Genomic DNA, 22,764 nt, shown 5'->3' with positions numbered 1-22,764 from the left:
CATCAGCGGCGCGACAGGGCCAGTGCCAGCAGGAACCCTGCGCCCGCAGCTATGCCCATCGCCATTGCAGGGCGTTCTTTGGTGAAGGTTTCAGCACTTTCCAGCGCTTCATCAATCTGGTCGGTGGCATAGTCATAGCCATCCTCGGCCATGCTGACCGCGCGGCGGCCGGTGCGGCGCGCCCTTGCCTTGGCCTGTCGGGCTTTCGCGTATCCGGCCTGTTTGGTGGCCTCGGTCAACTCTGCAAGGTCGGATTTGACAAGGGCGAGTTGCTCTTTCAACTCCTCATAGGTCAGATCGGCCAGATCAGATATTTCATCTGCCGCCGCATCTGCGTGTCTTTTCACATTCGCGGCGGTTTCCTTGCTTTCCTGTTTCAGCTTCGCTTCGGGTTGTCTGGACATTTCAAGCCTCCTGCCGGCGCGTGCGTGTTTGCTGCGTCGCCGGTTTAAATTTCATTGAAAAAAGTGTGATTTGGCTTCGACTAGTCAAATCCCGCGATAGCGCGGGATTGCGCCAATCACAGCTTGGATGACCAAGCATCGACCTGCTTTTCGGCCTCATCTTTGGCGACGCCGTATTTTTCCTGAATCTTGCCGACCAACTGGTCTCGCTTGCCCGCAGCCTGATTCAGATCATCATCGGTCAGCTTGCCCCAGTTTTCCTTGGCGGACCCTGTAAACTGCTTCCATTTACCTTCTACAATATCCCAGTTCATTTCAAACTCCTGTGCGTGTTGCAATTGGGTCATGCGAATAGAACGCGAAACTTCCCTTAGGGTTCCCCGGATTCGATGTGTCGCGCTGCCGCGCAGCTTGCCGGATACAGTTGGCGTTTTTGCAGTGCCCATTTTGCAGGCGAAGTCCGGGTGGGTTGTTCTAATTTTATGCGTGTTGTCAGACTTCGCGGTATGTGGGTGCCCCTGTACAAAAAAACTTGACTGAATATAGGGAACGATCTCAGTCTTTAAATTGTCGACAATATTGTAGGCAACCTGACATCAATTCATTCGACATACAAAACGGCCCAACAGGAGATCACATAATGGCGCACGCCAAATTCACCCTTACCGCTGTCCTGCTTGCAACCACAGTCCTGTCCGTTCCGGTTGTGGCACATGCGCAGGACAAAATTTTACGCATTGGTATGACCGCAGCAGATATTCCGCGCACCCTTGGCCAGCCTGATCAGGGGTTCGAAGGGAACCGTTTCACCGGCATGACCATCTATGACAGTCTGACAGCCTGGGATCTGAGCAAGGAAGACGAAGCCTCGGTGGTTATTCCATCATTGGCCACAGAATGGGCGGTGGACCCGGACGACACCACCAAATGGACCTTCACCCTGCGCGATGATGTCACATTCCATGATGGCAGCCCCTTCAATGCCGAAGCAGTGGTGTGGAATGTCCAGAAAGTGCTGGACGAAGACGCGCCCCATTTTGATGCAAGTCAGGTGGGTGTGACCGCATCGCGCATGCCGACCTTGCGTTCGGCGCAAGTGATCGACGAATTCACTGTCGAGTTGACGACATCGGAACCCGACAGCTTTCTGCCCATCAACCTGACCAACCTGTTCATGGCGTCGCCCAGCCATTGGCAGGCGAAATTCGATGAAACCGGCGATGCGGAATCCGCATGGGCGGCTTTTGCGGCCGATCCGTCCGGGTCCGGCCCGTTCCGCGTGACAGGGTTTGTGCCGCGCGAACGGCTGGAACTGGCAGGCAATACTGACTACTGGAACCCCGATCGCACGCCCAAACTGGATGGTGTGGTTCTGGTGCCGCTGCCCGAAGCCAATGCGCGCACGGCGGCGTTGTTGTCGGGACAGGTGGACTGGATCGAAGCGCCCGCGCCTGATGCCATTCCCCAGATTGAATCGCGTGGCTTCACCATCTATGCCAACCCGCAGCCCCATGTCTGGCCATGGCAACTGTCCTTTGCAGAAGGGTCGCCATGGCTGGACAGACGCGTGCGCCACGCCGCCAACCTGTGTTTTGACCGCGAAGACCTGCAAATCCTGCTGGGCGGCTATATGGGCATTCCCAAGGGCACTGTTGACCCGACGCACCCATGGTGGGGCAATCCTGATTTCGACATCCGCTATGATCTGGATGAAGCGCAGCGCCTGATGACGGAAGCAGGCTTTTCGGCAGAAAATCCGCTTACCGTGAAGGTGCAGACATCAGCTTCGGGGTCGGGGCAGATGCAACCCATCCCCATGAACGAATATCTGCAACAGGCGCTGCGGGATTGTTATTTCGATGTCGAACTGGATGTCATCGAATGGAACACGCTGTTCACCAACTGGCGGCGCGGGGCGACCGATGAAAGCGCGAATGGCGCACATGCCATCAACGTGACCTTTGCCACCATGGACCCGTTCTTTGCAATGGTGCGCTTCAGTTCAACAGGGACATTCCCGCCTGTGTCCAACAACTGGGGCTATTTCGGCAATGACGAATTCGACGCGCTTATTGCCGATGCGCGCACCACGTTTGAAGATGACGCCCGCGACGAAGCTTTGGGGCGGCTGCACAAACGGCTGGTGGAAGAAGCGCCCTTTGTCTGGGTGGCCCATGACGCGGGGCCGCGCGCCATGTCCACGCGTGTGACAGGGGTTGTCCAGCCCAGAAGCTGGTTCATCGACATTGCGCCGATGGATATCGAATAAGCACCACACAGGCCCCGGATCTGATCCGGGGCCTGTTCCCTGACCCCAGCTTGCCATCCGAAAGGACAGCCCATGTTTGGCTACACCTTGCGACGCATAATCTATACGGCGCCCGTTTTGTTGGGGGTCGCAGTGGTTTGTTTCGCGCTTGTGCATATTTCCCCCGGTGATCCGCTGATCTCGATCCTGCCTGCCGATGCCTCGGTCGACCTGCAAAACCGCCTTCGTGTGCTTTACGGGTTTGACCGCAGCTATCCCGAACAGTTCATCTTATGGCTGGGGCGCGCGCTGCAAGGCGATCTTGGCACATCCATCGCCACCGGACGCCCTGTGACCACCGAAGTCATGCGGGCTGTTGCCAATACACTGATGCTGGCGGCGGTGGCGACATTCATTGGCTTCGTGCTGGGGTGTTTTTTCGGGTTTGTGGCAGGCTATTTCAGCAACTCGCCACTGGACAAGGCCGCGTCTGCGGCCGCCGTGTTCGGCGTGTCGGTGCCGCATTACTGGCTGGGTATGGTGCTGGTGATCATCTTCTCGGCGCAGTTGGGCTGGTTGCCGGCTGCGGGCGCAGGCCCCGGTGGGTCCAGCCAGTGGAAATTCGACATGGTGCATCTCAGCTACATGGTGCTGCCCGCCCTGACGATGAGTGTCATTCCCATGGGCATTATCGCGCGCACAGTGCGTGCGCTGGTGGCGGAAATTCTGGCGCAGGAATTTGTCATCGGGCTGCGCGCGCGCGGGCTGTCGGAATTTGGCGTGTTCTTGCATGTCGTCAAGAACGCGGCCCCCACGGCGCTGGCCGTGATGGGGGTGCAGCTTGGCTATCTGCTGGGCGGGTCCATCCTGATTGAAACCGTGTTCAGCTGGCCCGGAACGGGGATGTTGCTGAACTCGGCCATTTTCCAGCGTGACCTGCCGCTGTTGCAGGGCACAATTCTGGTTCTGGCGCTGTTCTTCGTGGTGCTGAATCTGGCCGTGGACGTGCTGCAAAGCGCACTTGACCCCCGCATCAAAAGGTAACGCACAACATGGCTGATATTTCCTTGACGCAATTGCAGCCGCTGGATGCCGTGCGCAGCGCAGGCTACTGGCAGAATGTGGGCGCGCGGCTGGTGCGCGACAAAACCGCGATGGCGGCGGCTGCGGTGCTGCTGCTGTTGGTTCTGGCAGCAATCTTTGCGCCGCTTGTCGCCCCGCTGGACCCGCTGGACGGGCGTTTGACCAACCGCCTGAAACCCATCGGAACTGAAGGGCATTTGCTGGGCACGGACGAGTTGGGCCGCGATATGCTGTCGCGGCTGATCTGGGGCGGGCGCCTGTCGCTGCTGATGGGGGTCACGCCGGTGGGTGCTGGCGTTCATCATCGGATCGGCCGTTGGTATCATCGCAGGCTATGCGGGGGGCTGGACCAACACCATCATCATGCGCACCATTGATGTGTTCTATGCGTTTCCGTCCGTGTTGCTGGCGGTGGCATTGTCGGGCGCATTGGGGGCGGGTTTGGGCAACGCGCTGTTGTCGTTGACGGTGGTGTTCATCCCGCCGATTGCGCGGGTGGCGGAATCGGTCACCACCCGGCTGCGCAGTTCGGATTTCATTGAAGCGGCGCGCGCATCGGGGGCAGATGCCCTGACCATTGTGCGGGTCCATGTGCTGGGCAATGTTCTGGGGCCGATCTTTGTCTATGCCACATCGCTGATTGCGGTCAGCATGATCCTTGCATCCGGTCTGTCATTTCTGGGTCTTGGGGTGCGTCCGCCAAGCCCCGAATGGGGGCTGATGCTGAACACCCTGCGCACGGCCATCTATGTGCAACCATGGGTCGCGGCGCTGCCCGGTGCGATGATTTTCATGGTGTCGATTTCGTTCAACATGTTGTCTGACGGGCTGCGGTCCGCGATGGAGGTGCGCCAATGACCACGCAAGGGGCCATTATGACTGTGCGCGGATTGCGCAAATACTTCCCCATCAAGGGCGGCATCCTTGGCCGGACCGTCAAGAATGTGCATGCCGTCGATGGTGTCGATCTGGAGGTGTTTGCCGGTGAAACGCTGGGCGTCGTGGGCGAGTCGGGTTGCGGCAAATCCACCACGGCGCGGCTGTTGATGCATCTGATCAACCCCGATCAGGGCGCGCTGTATTTCGAAGGCAAGCTGGTGGGCAGCCCCGAGCTGCCGCTGAAGGCGTATCGCCGTCAGGTGCAGATGGTGTTTCAGGACAGCTATTCATCGCTGAACCCGCGCCTGACGATCGAAGACAACATCGCCTTTGGCGCGCGTGTTCACGGAACCCCCGCACAGGAAGCACTGTCGCGCACACATGACCTGCTGGACCGTGTCGGGCTGGACCCTGCGCGCTTTGCGGGCCGCTATCCACATGAATTGTCGGGCGGCCAGCGCCAGCGCGTCAATATCGCGCGGGCGCTGGCGCTGCGCCCCAAGGTCATTATTCTGGATGAAGCGGTGTCGGCGCTGGACAAATCGGTGGAAGCACAGGTTCTGAACCTGCTTGCCGACCTGAAGGCCGAATTTGGCCTGACCTATGTGTTCATCAGTCATGATCTGCATGTGGTGCGGTTTGTCTCCGACCGGGTGATGGTGATGTATCTGGGGCAGGTGGCAGAAATCGGCACGGCAGAATCGCTCTATGACACGCCGCTGCACCCCTATTCGCGTGCGCTGTTGTCGTCCATGCCGTCGATGGACCCTGACAACCGGACACAGGAACCCGCGCTGACGGGCGACCCGCCCAACCCGATTGACCCGCCTTCGGGCTGCCGTTTTCACACGCGCTGCCCTGTCGCCGCCGATGTCTGCGCGCAGCAGGTTCCCGCATTGACGCAGCGCGCGGCGCGCCATCTGGTGGCGTGCCATGCGCATGACCCCGCATCCGGCTATGTCGCCCCATCCCGACAGGAGGCCGCAGAATGAACGCCCCTTTCCTTTCTATCCGCAATCTTGGCGTTGCCTTCACCGGCGGCACGCGGCCTGTGCGTGCAGTCAATGATGTGTCGCTGGACGTCGCGCAGGGCGAAGCTGTCGCATTGATCGGTGAATCGGGGTCCGGCAAATCGGTAACCATGCGCGCGATCATGCGGCTGAACCCTGAAAAGCGCACGAAACTGCAAGGCAGTATCGAACTGGGTGGCCGCGATATTCTGAAAATGACCCCGCGCGAAATGTCGTCGCTGCGCGGTGCGCAGGCCGCGATGATCTTTCAGGAACCGCTGCTGGCGCTGGATCCTGTCTATTCGCTGGGGGACCAGATTGTCGAAACCATCCGCCGGCATGAACCCATAAGCCGCGATGCAGCCCGCGCCCGCGCGCTGGAGTTGTTTGAACGCGTGCGCATTCCGTCGGCCAAATCGCGGCTGGACAATTACCCGCATGAAATGTCGGGCGGCATGCGCCAGCGCGCGATGATTGCGCTGGCGCTGTCATGCAGGCCCAAACTGCTGCTGGCCGATGAACCGACCACCGCACTTGATGCCACCGTGCAAATTCAGGTTCTGTTGCTGCTGCGCGAATTGCAGCGCGATCTGGGCCTGTCGATCATTTTTGTGACCCATGACATTGGCGCGGCGGTCGAAGTGGCCGACCGCATTGCCGTGATGTATGCAGGCCAGATTGTGGAACAGGCCACGGCGCGCGAGTTGATCCGCACCCCCCGTCACCCGTATACGCTGGGCCTGCTGAAAAGCCGCGCCGACGGGGCCATGGTCAAAGGCGAAAGGCTGGAGGCAATACCCGGCGCGCCCCCCGATCTGGCAAACCTGCCACAAGGCTGCCCGTTTGCGCCAAGGTGCTTTCTGGCCGATGCGGACTGCACCACCGGTGCGGTTCAGATGCAGCAGATTGGCGCAACCCATCAGGCGCGCTGCCTTAGGCTGGCGCAAACACTTGAACCGCAAACCGCCATATAGGCATCAGCGCGGGCCGGGTCTTATGTGCCCGACAGGTGCCGGTCCGCGTTGCCTCGTCAGGTGTGAAAGGGGGGCGGGCGCGCTATTGTGCAGGTTTGAGCAGCGGGCTGACCTGATGCTGATCGCCCGATTTGTCGCGTGGCCAGCCATACGCCCCTGTTTTGGCCGTCTTGTAGCCGCCCCCCGCCAATGCGCCCGCCAGACGCACCGCCGCATGCACCCCGTCTATCACCGCAATGCCGGTTTCATCACTCAGCGTCTGGCACATGTCGGACATGCCGGCGCAGCCCAGAATAACCGCCTCGGCCCTGTCATGGTCGCGCGCGTGTATGATTTCGCGGCGCAACAGGGCGCGCGCATGGTCTGGGTCTGCGTCCAGCGACAACACGGGCAGGTCAACCGCGCGCACAGCTTGCAGGGCGTGGCACATGCCGTAATGCAGGGCCAGATCCTCGATTATGGGCACCGAACGCGGCAGGGTGGTGACAATGCTGAAGCGGCTGGCCAGAAGGCTGGCGATCTGCATCGCAGCCTGTGCAATTCCGATGACCGGCCCTTGCACCACTTCGCGCGCCGCTGCGATGCCGGGGTCGTCAAAGCAGGCGATCACATGCGCATCCGCCCCCGCAGCTTCGGCACGGCGCAGCGCGTCCAGCATGGGGGGAACGGCCATGGCCGCATCATGATGTCCTTCAATGCTGGGTGGAACCGGCGCAGATGCCCCGCCTGCCAGAATTGTCACGCCCGCGCCCGCAGCAGCCCTGGCCTGTCGCGCAATAAGCGCCGTCATGGCGGCACTGGAATTGGGGTTGTATACGAATAACTGCAAGGTCCATCTTTCTGGTCGGGCGCGTGGTGGCACAGATGAATTGTGTTGGTTTCTGACTATATTGTCAACTTTATTGTCGACAATTCAGCCGCTTCTGTCGCAGTTGCCTGAACCGGCTTTGCATTCGCGCGTTATGGCAGTAAGCATATGCAACGACATGGGTAATCGGATGCCTTGGCTGACAGACGTAACGAATAATGACGCCGTCCTTCTGATCTGTGATCGGGTCTGGATGGCTGTGGTGCAGCGCAGTCTGCGACCGGGTGCGCGCCTGAAGGAAGAAGATCTGGCCGAAGTCTTTGGCGTCTCTCGGGCACGGGTGCGGCAGGCGCTGGCGTTGCTGGAAAAGGACGGGCTGGTGTCACTGGTTCCCAACCGTGGGGCCTGCATTGCCGAACCCGGTGTCAGTGAAGCGCGCGATGCCTTCTATACGCGCGGTTTCATTGAAAAACGTCTGGTCGAACGGCTGTGCGAGTCCGCAACCGATGCAGATATTGCCGCGCTGCGCGATCATATCGCGAAAGAACGCGCCGCGCATGCAGGGCAGGACAGCGAAGCGATCATCCGGCTGTCGGGGGAATTTCATCTGTTGATTGCGCGGCTGACCGATGCGCGCTTTCTTGGCGAAATCCTGCGCACCCTGACCACCAGAACATCATTGATCACAGCGATGTATCAAAGTGAAACCACCCAGACCTGTGGTCCAGACGAACATGAAGCCATCGTCAATGCCATTGAGGCGCGTGACACGGCCCGTGCAGCAGACCTGATGGAGCATCATTTGCATCATCTTGAATCGGCGCTGCAACTGAATGACGCAAAATCCCCTGCCGCCGATCTGCGCGCGGCGCTGGGTGTGCGTGGTGCCGCCGCGCAATAACCCGCGCCTGCCAGTCCCTTTGGGTGATTGACAAGCGCTGCGTCACCGCCTACCTGACTGCCATTCTCAGGGCGGGGTGAAATTCCCCACCGGCGGTTACAGCCCGCGAGCGCCTTTCTTATTTGAAAGGGTCAGCAGATCCGGTGAAATTCCGGGGCCGACGGTCATAGTCCGGATGGGAGAGAATGGGGACGGTCGGGCGCAGGTCCGCCCGGCCCTGACGCTCTGGGATTCTGTCATGTTGAAAGGATCTGGAGCTATGACAAAATCCCCAAAATTTGCCTTTATCAAGGCGCGCTGGCATGCGGATATTGTGGATCAGGCGCTTGCGGGTTTCCGCGCGCGGCTGGCCGAACTTGGTGTCGATGCCGAAATCGACTGTTTTGATGTGCCCGGTGCGTTTGAAATGCCGCTTCTGGCGCAACGACTGGCGGCAACGGGCGGGTATGACGCGATTGCCGCCGCAGCACTGGTGGTGGATGGCGGCATTTACCGCCATGATTTCGTGGCGCAGGCGGTTGTGTCCGGCCTGATGGACGCGGGGTTGAAAACCGGTGTGCCGGTGCTGTCGGTGTCGCTGACGCCGCATCATTTCCAGCCATCTGCGGAACATGAAGCGTTCTTTCATGAGCATTTCGTGAAAAAAGGCCGCGAAGCCGCCGATGCCGCGCTTCAGGTGACGCAACTGCATAACGCGCTGCCGCAGGTGGCGGCAAGTGCCGCTGCCTGATCGCGCAAGTGGCGGGGACGTTGTGTTCAGTCCTTGCCTGAAGGGGGTGCCCCAAGGCGCGGAGCAAAGGCCGCAGGCCGCCGCGCTATCGGCGGGCCGTCCCGCGGCCTGCCGATTTGGCTGATGACAGTCCAAGCCTTGAGAGTCAGGAGTATGCAGCCTGCATAAGGTGAACTTCACCAACGCCGGACCGGCAGACCCCGGCCCACCGGTAGCGCGGGCTTTATCCATGACCTCAACGTTCCCTTCAGGCCAAAAAACCGGCCCTGTCCTTCCATCTGACGCGCTGGATGTCGCGTGTTCAGGAAGCACAAGGCCGGTTCGCGCCGACGCGCAGGATAGGTCAGTAATTGCTGAACCCGATATTTGTGTTGCATTGCCCCGATGATGACCGCCCGACCCAGACATGAATGTCACCGCTGGGGACGTGACCCATATTCAGGCGTGCGTTCCTGTTCCTCAAACCCAGCAAACTCACGCTGTCGCTGAAATGCCATTGGCCAACGGAATCGCGTGCCAGCAATGCGGAATTGCAGCTATAGCCTGAATTACCGTCATCCGTCTCGACCCGCAGGCGGCTGCCACTCCAGTTCGTGCCTTGTTTGTCGTAATTGATGACAAAGCTGGGATTTGCGTCAAAATAGCCGCTATAGGGGCTTAGCCAGCCGCCAAAACCCGAGCAACTGGTCAGGCGCTGGCCACCGCCCGCACGGGCCAGGTGGATAAGTTCCGGCGACCACAAATCATCCACGCTGAAGCTATGCGTCTTGGCGGACAGGCGTGTATCGGGGCAGCCGGCATAGCGGGGGAATTTGTTTGTGGCGTTCAATCCGAAATTTGCGGGCGGAATGAAATGGCTGCCATGCCGCCCACGTTCCGCTGTCAGCCGGAAATTCAGCAGACCAAAGGATTCGTTGTCAATGGCTTCATCCAGATTGGCGGCGAAACCCAGCGTGAAGGTATTGGACGGGTTTTCCACATCAATCACCACGCGCCAGATCTGGTCGGTCCAGCCGTTGCCCCAATGGTTTTGGTTGCTTTCGGTCAGGGTCATTGTGGTGGTGAAGCGCCCTTCAGCGCGCGATGCCACAGTGCTGCGCGTGGCTGTCATGTTGCCCCATGGGCCTGCCAGAAACGCTTCGGACGAAATGGACTGGCCATTCACTGTGATCGCAAGCATTTCACCTTCGGGCCGCGCCCATGACGGGCTATATCCGTCCCAGCTGTCAATGATGAACAGGTCGAATTCAAACCGTGCGGATCGGGACTGCTCGCCCAGATTGACCGCATAGGTCACTGGGGTGGCCCATGTTTCGCCACCAAACGGGCCAAGGAAATTTCCGATCGCAGGGTTGGCGGTTTGCGTCACCGCGTTGGTGGACCAGCCTGCCAGATTTCCGCCAGTGAAATCCGTATCAATGATTGTGACATTGGTTTCCGGTTCTGCGGGCGGCTCTTCTTCTTCCTCTTCTTCAATCGGGGCTTCGGGAACGCCCACTTCGGGGTTGATTTCGGGCAATCCTTCGGGGAAATTCTCGGTGTTGCCTTCGTAATTGATGAACGGCGAAAAACGCGGGCGAGTTATGGCAATCGGTGTCAACCGCGTTGACGGAAGAATCTGTGTAAATAGCGGCTGCCACATGCTGAAGCTTTCGACCAACAGCAATGCTTCACCCGGCAGAATGGGCGGAATGCGCCCGTTCAGATCGTCAACAGGGGCGTGCAGGTCGGCGCTGTTGAACCGGCCATGTGCGTTGGGGTCATAGTCGGGCGCGCCTGAATCAACACTGCCAAGGCGCGCGTTTATCCGCGCCTGCGCCACAGCAAGGCCAACCCCGCCACCGTTGACCTGCGCTTGTGCCAGATTGCCAAGCCCGATGTTCAAGCCACGGCTTGCGGCAAAATCCTCGGCCCTGTCATCATCGGCAGTGATCGCGGCATAATCTTCAAGCGACAGAAACCCGCGCGTGCCATAGGACCACATGACTTGGGGTTCATTGGCAACATGATCCCACATGACAGATGACATGCGCAGCCGCGTTTCCTGATTGCCTGATGTCAGGAAATCATACACTTCGTTCAGGCCATCCATATAGGCTGTGCTGACCGCTTCGGTGTTGCGCGACAACAGATCGGCCACGGTCAGCGCCGCGGCCTGTGCATCCTTGCGCGCGCGAAAGGCGTCGAAAAACACCAGACTCGCGACATAGGCGAAAATCAGGATTGGCAAAACCACAACAAGTTCCACACTGACAGACCCGCGAATATCGGCGCGAAACTGCGTGACCGGGCGCATCAGGCGCGTGACAAGGGGGCGGAAATTCATATGAAAATTCATGGCGTTTTACCTTGGTTCGTTGACAAAAGCACTTCGGCTGGTCAGCACAAGTTGTCCGTCAGGGTTAATATCCAGACCGGAAAAAAGGCCGGTCACGCGCAAGAAGGGTTCGGCGACAACGCAAATGCGCAACAGCATCAATTCCTGCGCCCCGCCGCCAGCGCCGGGGTCGAAGGTCACAGCGGGGGTTATTTGCTGCTGGTCGTCAATGCAGGGAAACGGCCCGTCAAGACCCGAAAAATCCGATGTATTCACCGGCATCATTTCTACGGTAATATTGCTTGCACAGTTTGGCAGCATCATGCTGTTGGCGCAAATCAGGTCCGACATACGGTCTGCACTGTTCGTTCCGATCTTGCCAAGGCGCACATCGCGCACGGTAATATCCACAGCGCGGTCAAGCATGACCTGACGCACCATGGTGATCCCCAGATCGATGGCACCCAGCATCATGGCCAGAATCAGCGGGAACAGGATGACAAATTCGACTGTGGCCGCGCCATCGTCATTGTGGCGAAAGCGGTATAGCCAGTTTTTCGGGCGGAGTATCTGTGTCATTGTGTCAACCGCAGCGAATAGGTTTGCACATGCGTGGCGATGGATTGAAAGGCCGCGATCAGTTCTTCACCACTGCTGTTAAAGAAATGGTTGGGCGATGATGCGCAGGCTTCCATCAGCGCGACACCGGCAGGCGGGGCCTCGAATGCCACACCATAGATTTGCACATTCTGGGCCTTCAGCGCATTGCACACGGACAATGTGTCAGCGTCCTGCGTTTCCAGATTGGGTTTGCGCGTGGCCGGGTGGCCCGGGTGAAAGCAGCAATTCTCGCCATCTGTCATAAGGACCACGGCACGCGCGGTGGCGGGGCGGTTCCAGTCATGCGGGCGGTTGGCGAAAATAGGGTCAACGTCGCCATTGTCGATCAGATGGTCGATGATCGGGCGCATGGTCGGGTCAAAGAACATTGCGCCCGCGCGCAGGCCCAGATCAATGGATGTGCCCCAGTTTGGCCCAAGCGAATTGATGTAATTCACGGCGGTGTTGACGTCGTTGATATAGGGCCGGATGGGCATATCCGTGATCAGGTATTCGGTGTTCGAACCCAGGTCACAGTTGCGGCGGAACATGGGCGTGTTGATGGTGTCCGTCACGCTGTCCCATGTTGAGAAATCAATGCAGAACGCATTATGCATCGACCCTGAATGCGGATCGGCCAGATTGTTGAAATACCCCAGCGTGCCCGCAGGCATGATGACCTCGGTGCTGTAGGGCACGAATGTAATGGCGACATTGCCGTTATGGCTGTTGCCCAGCAGATCCTCGACAAAATCGATAGAGGCGGTTCGCAGGTTTTCCATGCGGTTGAAGTCCATCATCGACCCCGACACATCGAGAACCATGACGATTTCAATATCCACCGCCGCCAGACCTTCGCTTGCGGTGGCCGGAGTTCTCATGTTCAGGGTGTCGACCCCGCTCCACCGCATGAAAAAGGTGTTCATGCGCCCTTCAGGTGAAGCTGTGACTGTGCGCCCCTGCGTTGCGGATTGCTGAACATCAATGCGTCCGCGCACATGATCACCCAGTCCTTCGGCATCGAAATAGGCCTGTACAACATCTTCCGGGCGGGGGTTGGCGGGGTTCTCTCGCAGCATGGCGGCGGCCAGAACCGCACGGTCGGCAGTTCCCTGCATGTGGACGCGATCGGCTTCATAGCGCATAAGGTCAACGGCAATGCCGCCAACCATCAGCATGATCACGAAGGCAAACAGCCCGAAAACCAGAATTGCCCCATCTTCGGCGCGCTGAAACAGCGCCAGACGATGGCGGAATGAAAACGGAAAACGGCGGGTTCGTTCAAGCATTAAATCGCACCTGTTACCAACAAGGCAGCTACAAAAACAGCGGCCGGCGCACCCCATTGCGGGCGGCGCGCTAAACATCTAATTATTGGTAAAATTAGTTGTTTATTGTGGCGGGATTTGGGCGTCATTGCGCCCAAATCGGTGCATTACCTGTCAGCCGTCAGCGTGCAAGATCGCCGTCAGTCGTGCCGCTTCATCGGCACACGGCGTCAGTTGCGCGCGGTCCTCGCCGGGGAAAAAGCGTGCGCGGGTGGCGGTGGGCATGGGGCCGCAGGGTTCAATGACTACGCGCGGGCCGGTCTTGGTGCTTTCGTCCTGCCACGCGCGCGCCAATGTCATTTGCGCCGCTTTGGATGCGCCATATGCCCCCATGAACCGCCCATAGGCGGCGGGGTCATCGACAAACAGCGCAGTGCCACGCCCGGCACTGGCCGCCAGCAGGGGCGCGATCATGGGAATCAAAAAGCCCGTGGCCCGCATGTTCACGCCCACGCATTTTTCCCAGTCCTTCAGCGGCACATGGTCGGCGGGGGTCATGGGCGGAGCGTAAATGGCCGTATGCGCCCACAGGTCCAGCGCGCCCCAGCGGTCATGTATGTCGCGGCATAAATGGCGCATGGCGTCATCATTGGTGATGTCCAGCGCCGCCAGTGTCGCGGTGCCGCCCGATGCCTGAATGCGGTCATCCAGTTCTTCCAGCGCGCCCAGGGTGCGCCCGACGGCAACAATATGCCAGCTCGCCCCCGCAAGGGTTTGTGCCAATGCAGCGCCAAGGCCGCGCGATGCGCCCGTGATCAGGGCAAGCTTTTTGTGGTGTTCGTGTGTCATGGGCGTTCATTGCCACTGGTTCGCGGCCAAGACAAGGGCCAGCTTGCCGCACAGGGCAGCGCTGTCGCATTGAAAATACCCGACCCTGACACAGTGCCCGCGCGGCAGGGCTGATGCGCCGCCCCGCCCGCGCCCCGCCATGTGCCGCCTGAGTCCGGCATGCAACAACATAGCCGCCGTATCTGGTGGCAGGCATTTCACGCTACCCAAGCCGTCGGGGTTTGCCTATAGTTCTTGCGTCAGACACCCGAACAAACCCGAGGGAGAGGTCATGCGCTGTCCGTTCTGTGGCAATACCGACACGCAAGTGAAGGATTCACGCCCCGCCGAGGATCATGGCGCCATCCGGCGGCGACGCTTCTGTCCGGCCTGCGGGGGGCGCTTTACAACATATGAACGCGTGCAACTGCGCGATCTGGTTGTCGTCAAGACCAATGGCCGCCGCGAAGCGTTTGACCGCGAGAAGCTGGAACGCTCCATCCGGATTGCCATGCAAAAACGCCCGATCGAGCATGAGCGCATTGACCAGATGATTTCAGGCATGGTCCGGCGGCTGGAATCGCTGGGCGATACCGACATCCCGTCCAAGATGATCGGCGAGATTGTCATGGAAACGCTGGCGCGGATCGACACGGTTGCCTATGTGCGCTTTGCTAGCGTTTACAAGAATTTTCAGGAAGCGGATGATTTTGACAAATTCGTTTCCGAATTGCGCCCCGAACCCAAAGAGGCCGAATAGACCTTGCCTGACAGGATTGATCCCGCCTTTATGCGTCTGGCCATCGCGCTGGGCCGGCGCGTTCTGGGGCGCGTCTGGCCCAATCCTGCCGTTGGTTGCGTGATCGTCAGGGACGGGCGCATTCTGGCGCGTGGCTGGACACAGCCGGGCGGGCGCCCCCATGCCGAAGCAATGGCGCTGGCAGCATGTGATGCGCGCGGGGCCACGGCCTATGTCAGTCTGGAACCCTGCGCCCATCATGGCAAGACGCCGCCCTGTTCCAACGCGCTGATAAATGCAGGGGTGGTGCGTGTTGTCACCGCGCTGACGGACCCCGATCCGCGTGTAGCGGGGCGCGGGCATGCCATGCTGCGCGCCGCCGGTCTGGACGTGGTCGAAGGGGTCGAAGCCGCCGCCGCCTATGCGGCAAATGCCGGTTTTTTGCTGCGCCTGACGCAAAATCGCCCCTTTGTGACCCTGAAACTGGCCATGACACTGGACGGGCGGATTGCCACTGCCACGGGCGAAAGCCGCTGGATCACGGGACCGGATGCGCGCCGCGTAGTCCACGCCATGCGCGCGCGCCACGACGCGGTGCTGGTGGGGGCGGGCACAGCGCGCGCCGATGATCCCGATCTGCGGGTGCGGGGGCTTGGCACCGGACATCAGCCCGTGCGGGTTGTTGCCATGCCACGGCTTGATCTGGATATTTACAGCCGTCTGGGCCGGACCGCAGAAGATGCGCCTGTCTGGGTGCTGCATGGGCCGCAAGCGCCCGCTGAACGCGTGGCGGCATGGCAGGGCACAGGGGCAAAAACGCTGGCCTGTCAGCTTGCAGATGGCGCTCATGGGCTGGACCCGGCTGCCATGATGCAGACCCTTGCCGCACAGGGGCTGACGCGGGTGTTTTGCGAAGGCGGCGGCGCACTTGCCGCCAGTCTGCTGCGCGCAGTGCTGGTGGATCAGATGGTGGTGTTCAGCGCAGGCAAGCTGATCGGGTCCGAGGGGCGTGCCGGACTTGGCGCGTTGGGGCTGTCGCAGCTTGACGATGCGCCGCGTTTCCGGCTGGCGCAGGTGCACCCTGTGGGCGGCGATGTCATGCAGGTCTGGGCGCGCGGCGCGGGGTGATGTGGCGTAAGGTTTGAGTATTTGGGGCAAGATGAAATCTGGAATTCATTTTGCTTGTATCGCGCGCGCTTGCAGGCCATCTGATAGGGCATGAGTCCCTTTCGCAGTCATATGCAACTGGCGCTGACCGAGGCGCGGGCCGCAGCACAGCGCGGCGAAGTGCCTGTGGGCGCGGTGATTGCCCATCCGGGCGGGCGGGTGATTGCGGCGGCGGGCAATCGCACACGAGAGTTGCATGATCCGACCGCACATGCCGAGATGCTGGCAATTCGCGCGGCCTGCACGGCGTTGGGGCAGGAACGGCTGACAGGTTATGATCTTTATGTCACGCTGGAGCCATGCGCCATGTGTGCCATGGCCATGGCGCATGCACGGATATCGCGGCTGTATTACGGCGCGTCTGACCCGAAATCCGGCGGTGTTGCGCAAGGCGCGCGCGTGTTTGCGCATGCGCAATGTCATCATGTTCCCGAAATATACGAAGGCTTGTGTGCCAGTGACGCTGAATCCTTGCTGAAATCGTTTTTTGACAAGTTGCGGTAGGTTCCAATGTGGCAAGAGCAAGTCATAGCCTATTGTGAAAGAACGGATTTTTCCTATTGGGCTGAACCCGTCAATGCCGTGACAAATGTTGCGTTTGTGATAGCCGCTGCCGTGGTCTGGCCGAATGCCCGTGGCCATGTGCTTGCCCGGATGATGGCTGTTGTGCTGGTCGCAATCGGGGTCGGATCGTTTTTGTGGCACACCCATGCAACCGCTTGGGCGGGCCTTCTGGATGTGCTGCCAATCTTGGTGTTTATCCTGTTATATCTGTTCGCCGCGACGCGCGACTACTTGCGGGCGCCGGTGTGGCTGGCGCTGATTGTGGGCGCGCTGTTCATCCCTTATGCGGCTGGGGTGTCATGGGCGGTCGGGCTGGTCTGGCCTGCTGCGGGGGCAAATGCAGCCTATTTCAGCGTTGCCATACTGATCGCGGGCTACGGGGCATGGCTGCGACAGACACCCGTCGGAAAAGGCTTGCTGGGCGGCGCGGCGCTTTTGTGCGTGTCACTTGGCTTCCGCATGGCCGATGCCAGTGTCTGTGACGGGTTCCCGCTGGGCACGCATTTCATGTGGCATATCCTGAACGCGGTCATGCTGGGCTGGATGATATACATTTACGCCCGGCATGTAGCGGTGCCGCAAAAGATACAGGGTTAAGGAAGTCCGTCGGATAGCAACAAAACGAAGCCAGGACAGGAATCTTGAAACGGCTTTTGACACGCAAAATTTGCGTGGAGGCAGAATCTGGCCAAGTGTTTGAATGCTAATGGAGGCGAGTACCGGAATCGAACCGGTGTTCACGGATTTGCAATCCGCTGCGTAACCACTCCGCCAACTCGCCTCTGGGCCAAGCGGATACGCAGTCTGGCCGTCCGCGTCAAGGCCGTTTCTTAGTCGCGGGCCATCACCATCGGGCCGATATTGCGGCCTGCGAGTATATGCACATGCAGATGCGGGACTTCTTGCACACCATCATTGCCGGCGTTGGAAATCAGCCTGTATCCGGCCCCATCCGCGCCGGGGGTGACGCCCAGTTGCGCACAGATCCGGCCGATTGTGCGGGTGAAATCCACAATTTCGGTATCCGTGGCATCGAGCGCGAAATGATCATGGCAGACATATGGGCCTTTGGGGATGACCAGCACATGATGGGGGGCTTTGGGGGCGATATCGCTGAAGGCCAGCGCATGTTCGGTTTCCAGAACCTTGTTGCAGGGGATTTCGCCGCGCAGGATTTTGGCGAAGATATTCTGATCGTCATAGATGTAGGGCATCGCGTCCTCTTGCAATGAATGGGTCTGGCGCGCAAGGTAAGCGCAACGGGGCAGGGCGTCACCCCTGAAAACGGACAGGCAGGCACTTGATGGAGCATTCGAGCGGGATGGATCTGGCACCGCAGCAGTATGATGGCTGCTGGCTGGCCCGTGACGGGCGCTTTGTCTACCGCGAAGTGCCAAAAGCGGCCTGCTCGAGCTTGGCGCAACTGGTCTATCACACCGATCACGGCAGGTTTTTCGACGGCGACATTCATGATGCTGCGCAAGGTGTTGTCAAATGGCCGTTCGCGCCCGATCTGATGGGGCCTGCGCGGGCGGGACAGGCCTTCGTGTTTTCGGCGGTGCGCAACCCGTTTGCGCGGATATTATCCACCTTTCAGGAGAAGATCTGCACGCTGCAACGCGATGGCCAGCCTTATCGCGGGACATTGCCCCAGATGCTGTGGGAACGCTACGGGGCTGATCTGCGCGAAGGTGCCGACCCTGTGCCCGCGTTCCGGCGGTTTTTGCTGTTTGTGCGCGATGCGCATGTGTTTCGCCAGCGATTCTGGTTCGACCGGCACTGGACCCCGCAGGCGCAGCATTTGCGCGCGGTCACGTTGAATGGCGTGGCCTTCAGCCATCTGTTCCGCATAGAGGATTGGGACAGCGGGATTGTGCCGGTGCTGGAGCACATACCGCAGGCGCACAGGCCCGATATGGTCCCACGGTTCAACAGCGGGCCAAAACCTGCCGCGCCGCTGGCGGAATATTTCGATGATCTGAGCCTGCATCTGATGCAGGAGTTGTATCGCTGGGATTTCGAGTTGTTCGGATATGACCGGTTTGACCCGGACGCGCGCGCACCGGGGGCGCTTGATCTGGCGGTGATAAACCAGCGACTGGCGGACCCGCATGCGCCGCATTGGGCGGGGCTGGGAAGCTGAAGTTCCCCTATGCGAAAGGGGGTGTGGGCAGGCAAGGGGCGGACGAGCCGCCCCTTGCCTGCCCCACCGGATCACCCGCGTTGCGGGTGCCTGCCCCTGCACGGAATGTGCAGGGGCAGCGCGCATTACCCGGCAGCGCTGTCCCAGCCGGAGACGGCTTTGACTTCCAGAAAATCCTCAATGCCCCAGATGCCGCCTTCGCGCCCGTTGCCCGATTGTTTCATGCCACCAAAAGGCGCGCCTGCGCCGCGGGATTTGCCGTTCATTTCGACCATGCCGGCGCGCAAATGCCGTGCCATGCGGTTGCGGCGCGCGCCATCGCTGCTTTGGACGTAGTTGGTCAGCCCGTAGACTGTGTCATTTGCGATGCGCAGCGCGTCATCTTCAGAATCGAAGGGGATGATGGACAGGACCGGCCCGAAGATTTCTTCGCGCGCGATGGTCATCTCATTGGTGACATCGGCAAAGACTGTGGGGCGCACGAAATAACCGCGATTCATGCCTTCGGGGCGTCCCAGCCCGCCTGAGACCAGTCGCGCGCCATCCGATATGCCCTTGGCGATCAGGTCCTGCACCTTGTCGAACTGCGCCTGACTGACCACAGGCCCGATATGGCGGCCCGTCTGATGGGCAGGGCCAACGGCGGTGGCTTCGGCCAGTTCGCGGGCGGTTTCCACGGCGCTGTCGTAGATGTCGCGCTGCACCAGCATGCGCGTGGGCGCATTACAGGACTGGCCGGAGTTGTTGAAGCAATGTGCCGCACCGCGTTGCACGGCCTTTTCATCAGCATCGGCGAAGATGATATTTGCGCCTTTGCCACCCAGTTCCAGATGCACGCGCTTCAGGGTTTCGGCGGCATTTTTGGAAATCGCAATGCCCGCGCGGGTCGATCCGGTGAAGCTGACCATATCGACATCCGCGTGGGTGGACAGCTGCGTGCCCACACCCGGACCATCACCATTCACCATGTTATAGACGCCCGGCGGGGTTCCGGCGTCGTGCAGGATTTCAGACCAGATGATGGACGACAGCGGTGCAATCTCGGACGGTTTCAGAACCATGGTGCAGCCTGACAGAAGCGCGGGGATCACCTTCAGCGTGACCTGATTCATCGGCCAGTTCCATGGTGTGATCAGCGCGCAGACCCCCACGGCCTCGCGGATGATGCGGTCATCGGGGGCATGATCGCCCAAGGGTTCGATAAAGCGGATTTTGTCAAACGCGGTGATGAAATTGCGGATATGCGCCGCCCCCGCACCGACCTGAGAGCCGCTGGCCATGTCGATGGGCGCGCCCATTTCAAGGCTGATGGCCTGTGCCATATCCGCCGAACGCGCGGCATAAACTTCGGCTATGCGTTTGACCAGCGCCAGCCGGTCGGCGGGGTCGGTATGCATCCAGCGAGGCAGGGCGGCTTGCGCGGCGGCGACCGCTGCATCCGTATCGGCCTGTCCACCAAGCGAGATGACGGCGCAGGCGTCTTCGGTCGAGGGGTCAATGACCGGTAGATCACGCCCTTCGCGTGGCGCGACCCATTCCCCGTTGATATAGAATTGCCGTTTGTCCAGCATCATACCCTCCTGCTATGCACATGTTCACTATCTTGCATTCGGGGGGCAGGGTTTCAAGGGACAGCGCGCTAACGCAGGGAAATGACCTTGCGGTCAATGGCCAGCATATAGCCCTGCCGCGCAATATTGCGGATCAGAACTTCGCTGATCAACTGGTTGCCCAGTGTATCGCGCAGGCGCTTGATGCGGGTGGCACCTGCGGCTTCATCGCAATCGGACTCCTTGCGGCCGGAAATCACGGCCTCGATTGCGGCGCCGGACAGCACTTCGTCGTCAATGCAGGCTTCGGCCAGCACGGCCAGCGTTTCGACCGCGGCAGGGGTCAGCCGGAATTCCATATCATTCAGGGTGACCGCATTTGTCGCGCGGTCAATAACCAGTTGCGACACCTGCAACCCCTGCTTTTCAACCTGCACCATGCGCCGGTTCAGCGTGATCAACATGACAATCATCACGAAAGACGTAATCAAAAGCCCGGTGGCAAAAACCAGCAACACGAAAATCACCACCCTGTAGGATACCAGCGTTTCGGAAAATGCCGTTCCTGACTGGGCCAGAATTTCCAGCAGCTTGATCTCGGCGTGGCTGGTCAGGTCTGCATTTTCAACGAACACACGTTCGACGCGGGCATTGAACGCGCCTGCATCAGGCAGATGCAGAAACAGCGCCACAGCACTTAGCGCCAGCACACCCACAATCGCGGCAATGCCCCAGACAACCGCACGGTTACCTATACGCGCCAGATCACTGGCGGAGATGGATTGCCCCTGCATTGACGCTCCTGCGTTGAAATTCGTCTTCCCCGAAGATGGATTCGATTTGTAGAAGCGTCCAGCCGCTTCGTGAAATGACAGGTTCGGCATAATTGCGTGCGGCCTGCGCGGATGTGCAAGCCGGTTGCGGCAATTCAATGATGCCATATTGCAGGCGCAACGGGTTGTCCTGCTTGGCTTTGTAATCTGCGTAGCACTGGCCCGAGGCTTGTCCCGCAAGCGCCAGAACCAGAAATGCAGCAGTAAGGAATGCGGTTTTCATGCCGGAACCATCGCACCAGCGCCCGGGTTATTCAATATCAGCCGCCCTCAGACAGGGGTGTTATCGGATAACGGCCAAGCGTTATTGCGCGACAAGGCGCGGCGGCGGCAGGGTCATGCCATGGCCCGTTTACGAAAGGAACCTAAGGCATGACCACTTTTTTCAGCAACCTGAGAATCCGAACCACCGGTGCCCTGATGGCAGCCGGTGTTGCCATGGGCGCGATGACCTTGCCCGCCACACCTGCGCAGGCATCAGATGATGCGCTTGTTAAATTCCTGCTGGGGGCGGCCGCCGTTGCAATTGTCGTGCACGCCGCGCGATCGGACAACAGCAGCAACCGTGGCCGTCCCCCGCAAAACAGCCGCGAATTGCCAAGCCATTGCCAGGAAACATGGTCGGTGCGCAATCGCAACATCTCGCTTTATAATGCGCAATGTCTGCGCGATGCGGGGTTACGCAACCTGCCGCGCCAATGTCTGGAAAACACCCGCACCAATCGCGGCCAGCGCAGCGTGTATCGTGCGGCCTGTTTGCATGATGCGGGCTATTACCCTGAACGCAGCGCGCCCAATCGCGGGCGCGACCGTCACCAGCCCACCCCGCCGCGCGGTGGGGGATGGCAAAGTGGCACACAACTGCCGCAGCAATGCCTGATTTCCTACCGCTATGGCGGGCAGACACTGGCGGGGTATCGCGGGTCTTGTCTACAGCAAAGCGGCGTTCGCAATCTGCCCGCCACCTGTGAAGTGCGCAGCACCAGCGGGACAATCTATTCCGCACAATGCCTGACCGAACGCGGCTATCGCACCCATCGCCGTTGATGGTTGCACAGATGGGGGGCGTTCGGGCATTACTGGCCCATGACCTCGAACGCCGCCCCCGATTATGAGCATGAGCGCCTTGCAGCCCTGCAAGGCGCTTGTCGCATCGCAGGCGTTGATGAAGTGGGGCGCGGCCCGCTGTGCGGCCCTGTGACGGCGGCGGCAGTCTGGCTGGACCCCGCCGCCCTGCCTGCGGGGCTGGCGGATTCCAAACGATTAAGCGCGCAGGCACGCGAACGGATATTCGCCGCCATCATGGCCAGTGCCGATGTGGGCATTGGCCATGCGACAGCGGCCGAGATTGACCAGATCAATATCCTGCAAGCCACCTATCTGGCGATGCAGCGCGCCATTGCCGCGCTGCGCGTTCCGCCCGACCATCTGCTGATCGACGGCAACCGCCTGCCGCCCGCATTGCCCGCGCCCGCGCAGGCTGTGGTCAAGGGGGACGGGCGGGTTTTGTCCATCGCGGCCGCGTCCATCATAGCCAAGGTCACGCGTGATCGGATCATGGCAGACCTTGCGCGGGACTACCCGGGTTACGGTTGGGAGGTGAACGCCGGATATCCGACAAAGCGTCACAAAAATGCCATAGCAGATTTGGGGCTAACCCCAGAGCATAGACGTTCATTCGCCCCCATACGCAAAATCTTGTGTCCATAGCTTACATG

The 22,764-nt window shown here is 60.1% G+C and carries 26 protein-coding genes, 1 tRNA gene and 1 riboswitch; of the genes, 15 read left to right on the top strand and 12 right to left on the bottom strand.

Annotated elements, in window-relative coordinates:
* Positions 1–2 precede the first annotated feature (2 nt).
* Together P8S53_RS14140 and P8S53_RS14135 are read right to left on the bottom strand one after the other, a co-directional pair.
* On the bottom strand, positions 3–404 hold the full coding sequence (locus P8S53_RS14140; protein ID WP_277804611.1) for a hypothetical protein: 402 nt from the start codon (positions 402–404) through the stop codon (positions 3–5).
* A 116-nt stretch (positions 405–520) separates the two neighbouring features.
* The gene (locus P8S53_RS14135; RefSeq protein WP_277806719.1) at positions 521–718 is read right to left on the bottom strand and encodes a CsbD family protein; all 198 of its coding nucleotides are present in this window, start codon (positions 716–718) and stop codon (positions 521–523) included.
* Between the two features lie 326 nt (positions 719–1,044).
* Between P8S53_RS14135 and P8S53_RS14130 the strand changes: the two genes are divergently transcribed.
* The 6 genes from P8S53_RS14130 to P8S53_RS14105 all read left to right on the top strand — a co-directional run bounded on the left by P8S53_RS14130 (position 1,045) and on the right by P8S53_RS14105 (position 6,598).
* Positions 1,045–2,673 carry an ABC transporter substrate-binding protein gene (locus P8S53_RS14130; RefSeq protein ID WP_277804610.1) on the top strand — a complete coding sequence of 543 codons (1,629 nt, stop codon included), beginning with the start codon at positions 1,045–1,047 and terminating at the stop codon, positions 2,671–2,673.
* Between the two features lie 72 nt (positions 2,674–2,745).
* Positions 2,746–3,696 (top strand): ABC transporter permease, encoded by a 951-nt coding sequence (locus tag P8S53_RS14125; protein WP_277804609.1) that lies wholly within the window; start codon positions 2,746–2,748, stop codon positions 3,694–3,696.
* A gap of 8 nt (positions 3,697–3,704) precedes the next feature.
* Positions 3,705–4,112 carry a hypothetical protein gene (locus P8S53_RS14120; RefSeq protein ID WP_277804608.1) on the top strand — a complete coding sequence of 136 codons (408 nt, stop codon included), beginning with the start codon at positions 3,705–3,707 and terminating at the stop codon, positions 4,110–4,112.
* Complete coding sequence (locus tag P8S53_RS14115) at positions 4,024–4,593, top strand: ABC transporter permease (RefSeq protein WP_277804607.1); 570 nt, start codon at positions 4,024–4,026, stop codon at positions 4,591–4,593. Before P8S53_RS14120 ends, P8S53_RS14115 begins: the two co-directional genes overlap by 89 nt.
* Positions 4,590–5,606: an ABC transporter ATP-binding protein gene (locus tag P8S53_RS14110; protein ID WP_277804606.1), complete on the top strand. Its 1,017-nt coding sequence runs from the start codon at positions 4,590–4,592 to the stop codon at positions 5,604–5,606. The genes P8S53_RS14115 and P8S53_RS14110 overlap by 4 nt, the downstream gene beginning before the upstream one ends.
* Positions 5,603–6,598, top strand: coding sequence for an ABC transporter ATP-binding protein (locus tag P8S53_RS14105; RefSeq protein ID WP_277804605.1), 996 nt, complete (start codon positions 5,603–5,605; stop codon positions 6,596–6,598). Before P8S53_RS14110 ends, P8S53_RS14105 begins: the two co-directional genes overlap by 4 nt.
* An 82-nt stretch (positions 6,599–6,680) precedes the next feature.
* On the opposite strand, the gene P8S53_RS14100 is transcribed toward P8S53_RS14105, so the two are convergent.
* Positions 6,681–7,427, bottom strand: coding sequence for an aspartate/glutamate racemase family protein (locus P8S53_RS14100; RefSeq protein WP_277804604.1), 747 nt, complete (start codon positions 7,425–7,427; stop codon positions 6,681–6,683).
* Between the two features lie 169 nt (positions 7,428–7,596).
* Here P8S53_RS14100 and P8S53_RS14095 point away from each other — a divergent pair, with 169 nt between their 5' ends.
* Together P8S53_RS14095 and P8S53_RS14090 are read left to right on the top strand one after the other, a co-directional pair.
* Entirely contained in the window at positions 7,597–8,307 is a 711-nt protein-coding gene (locus P8S53_RS14095) for a GntR family transcriptional regulator (RefSeq protein WP_277804603.1), read from the top strand.
* 58 nt (positions 8,308–8,365) lie between these two features.
* A riboswitch (FMN riboswitch) is annotated at positions 8,366–8,498 on the top strand.
* 68 nt (positions 8,499–8,566) lie between these two features.
* Positions 8,567–9,037, top strand: coding sequence for a 6,7-dimethyl-8-ribityllumazine synthase (locus P8S53_RS14090; protein WP_277804602.1), 471 nt, complete (start codon positions 8,567–8,569; stop codon positions 9,035–9,037).
* Positions 9,038–9,380: 343 nt separating this feature from the next.
* On the opposite strand, the gene P8S53_RS14085 is transcribed toward P8S53_RS14090, so the two are convergent.
* From P8S53_RS14085 to P8S53_RS14070, 4 genes are all read right to left on the bottom strand, one after another.
* The gene (locus tag P8S53_RS14085) at positions 9,381–11,375 is read right to left on the bottom strand and encodes a hypothetical protein (RefSeq protein WP_277804601.1); all 1,995 of its coding nucleotides are present in this window, start codon (positions 11,373–11,375) and stop codon (positions 9,381–9,383) included.
* Positions 11,376–11,381: 6 nt separating this feature from the next.
* On the bottom strand, positions 11,382–11,933 hold the full coding sequence (locus tag P8S53_RS14080; protein ID WP_277804600.1) for a TadE/TadG family type IV pilus assembly protein: 552 nt from the start codon (positions 11,931–11,933) through the stop codon (positions 11,382–11,384).
* On the bottom strand, positions 11,930–13,243 hold the full coding sequence (locus tag P8S53_RS14075) for a pilus assembly protein TadG-related protein (protein ID WP_277804599.1): 1,314 nt from the start codon (positions 13,241–13,243) through the stop codon (positions 11,930–11,932). Before P8S53_RS14075 ends, P8S53_RS14080 begins: the two co-directional genes overlap by 4 nt.
* A 153-nt stretch (positions 13,244–13,396) precedes the next feature.
* A complete protein-coding gene (locus P8S53_RS14070; RefSeq protein ID WP_277804598.1) occupies positions 13,397–14,071 on the bottom strand; it encodes an SDR family oxidoreductase in 675 nt (224 codons plus the stop codon).
* A 271-nt stretch (positions 14,072–14,342) separates the two neighbouring features.
* On the opposite strand from P8S53_RS14070, the gene nrdR reads away from it, so the two are divergent.
* From nrdR to P8S53_RS14050, 4 genes are all read left to right on the top strand, one after another.
* Positions 14,343–14,810 (top strand): transcriptional regulator NrdR, encoded by a 468-nt coding sequence (gene nrdR / locus P8S53_RS14065; RefSeq protein WP_277804597.1) that lies wholly within the window; start codon positions 14,343–14,345, stop codon positions 14,808–14,810.
* 30 nt (positions 14,811–14,840) lie between these two features.
* Positions 14,841–15,917: a bifunctional diaminohydroxyphosphoribosylaminopyrimidine deaminase/5-amino-6-(5-phosphoribosylamino)uracil reductase RibD gene (gene ribD / locus P8S53_RS14060; RefSeq protein ID WP_306417940.1), complete on the top strand. Its 1,077-nt coding sequence runs from the start codon at positions 14,841–14,843 to the stop codon at positions 15,915–15,917.
* 90 nt (positions 15,918–16,007) lie between these two features.
* On the top strand, positions 16,008–16,460 hold the full coding sequence (locus P8S53_RS14055; protein WP_277804595.1) for a nucleoside deaminase: 453 nt from the start codon (positions 16,008–16,010) through the stop codon (positions 16,458–16,460).
* Between the two features lie 6 nt (positions 16,461–16,466).
* Positions 16,467–17,117 carry a ceramidase domain-containing protein gene (locus tag P8S53_RS14050; RefSeq protein WP_277804594.1) on the top strand — a complete coding sequence of 217 codons (651 nt, stop codon included), beginning with the start codon at positions 16,467–16,469 and terminating at the stop codon, positions 17,115–17,117.
* Positions 17,118–17,227: 110 nt separating this feature from the next.
* On the opposite strand, the gene P8S53_RS14045 is transcribed toward P8S53_RS14050, so the two are convergent.
* A tRNA-Cys gene (locus P8S53_RS14045) sits at positions 17,228–17,301 on the bottom strand.
* 49 nt (positions 17,302–17,350) lie between these two features.
* Entirely contained in the window at positions 17,351–17,734 is a 384-nt protein-coding gene (locus P8S53_RS14040; RefSeq protein ID WP_277804593.1) for an HIT domain-containing protein, read from the bottom strand.
* Positions 17,735–17,823: 89 nt separating this feature from the next.
* Between P8S53_RS14040 and P8S53_RS14035 the strand changes: the two genes are divergently transcribed.
* A complete protein-coding gene (locus tag P8S53_RS14035) occupies positions 17,824–18,663 on the top strand; it encodes a sulfotransferase family 2 domain-containing protein (protein WP_277804592.1) in 840 nt (279 codons plus the stop codon).
* A gap of 125 nt (positions 18,664–18,788) precedes the next feature.
* Here the strand turns inward: P8S53_RS14035 and P8S53_RS14030 are convergent, their stop codons facing one another.
* From P8S53_RS14030 to P8S53_RS14020, 3 genes are all read right to left on the bottom strand, one after another.
* Positions 18,789–20,234 (bottom strand): aldehyde dehydrogenase family protein, encoded by a 1,446-nt coding sequence (locus tag P8S53_RS14030; RefSeq protein WP_277806718.1) that lies wholly within the window; start codon positions 20,232–20,234, stop codon positions 18,789–18,791.
* Between the two features lie 68 nt (positions 20,235–20,302).
* Positions 20,303–21,007: a hypothetical protein gene (locus tag P8S53_RS14025; RefSeq protein ID WP_277804591.1), complete on the bottom strand. Its 705-nt coding sequence runs from the start codon at positions 21,005–21,007 to the stop codon at positions 20,303–20,305.
* Positions 20,979–21,269 (bottom strand): hypothetical protein, encoded by a 291-nt coding sequence (locus P8S53_RS14020; protein WP_277804590.1) that lies wholly within the window; start codon positions 21,267–21,269, stop codon positions 20,979–20,981. Before P8S53_RS14020 ends, P8S53_RS14025 begins: the two co-directional genes overlap by 29 nt.
* 149 nt (positions 21,270–21,418) lie before the next feature.
* On the opposite strand from P8S53_RS14020, the gene P8S53_RS14015 reads away from it, so the two are divergent.
* Positions 21,419–22,093 carry a hypothetical protein gene (locus P8S53_RS14015; protein ID WP_277804589.1) on the top strand — a complete coding sequence of 225 codons (675 nt, stop codon included), beginning with the start codon at positions 21,419–21,421 and terminating at the stop codon, positions 22,091–22,093.
* 39 nt (positions 22,094–22,132) lie between these two features.
* Positions 22,133–22,756, top strand: a complete 624-nt coding sequence (locus P8S53_RS14010) for a ribonuclease HII (RefSeq protein ID WP_277804588.1) — start codon at positions 22,133–22,135, stop codon at positions 22,754–22,756.
* Positions 22,757–22,764: the final 8 nt, after the last annotated feature.

It is taken from the genome of Roseinatronobacter sp. S2, assembly GCF_029581395.1.
In the GTDB taxonomy this organism is placed as follows: domain Bacteria; phylum Pseudomonadota; class Alphaproteobacteria; order Rhodobacterales; family Rhodobacteraceae; genus Roseinatronobacter.
The sequence above is the reverse complement of the archived record's forward strand: the minus strand, read 5'-3'. Positions and strand labels throughout refer to the sequence as shown.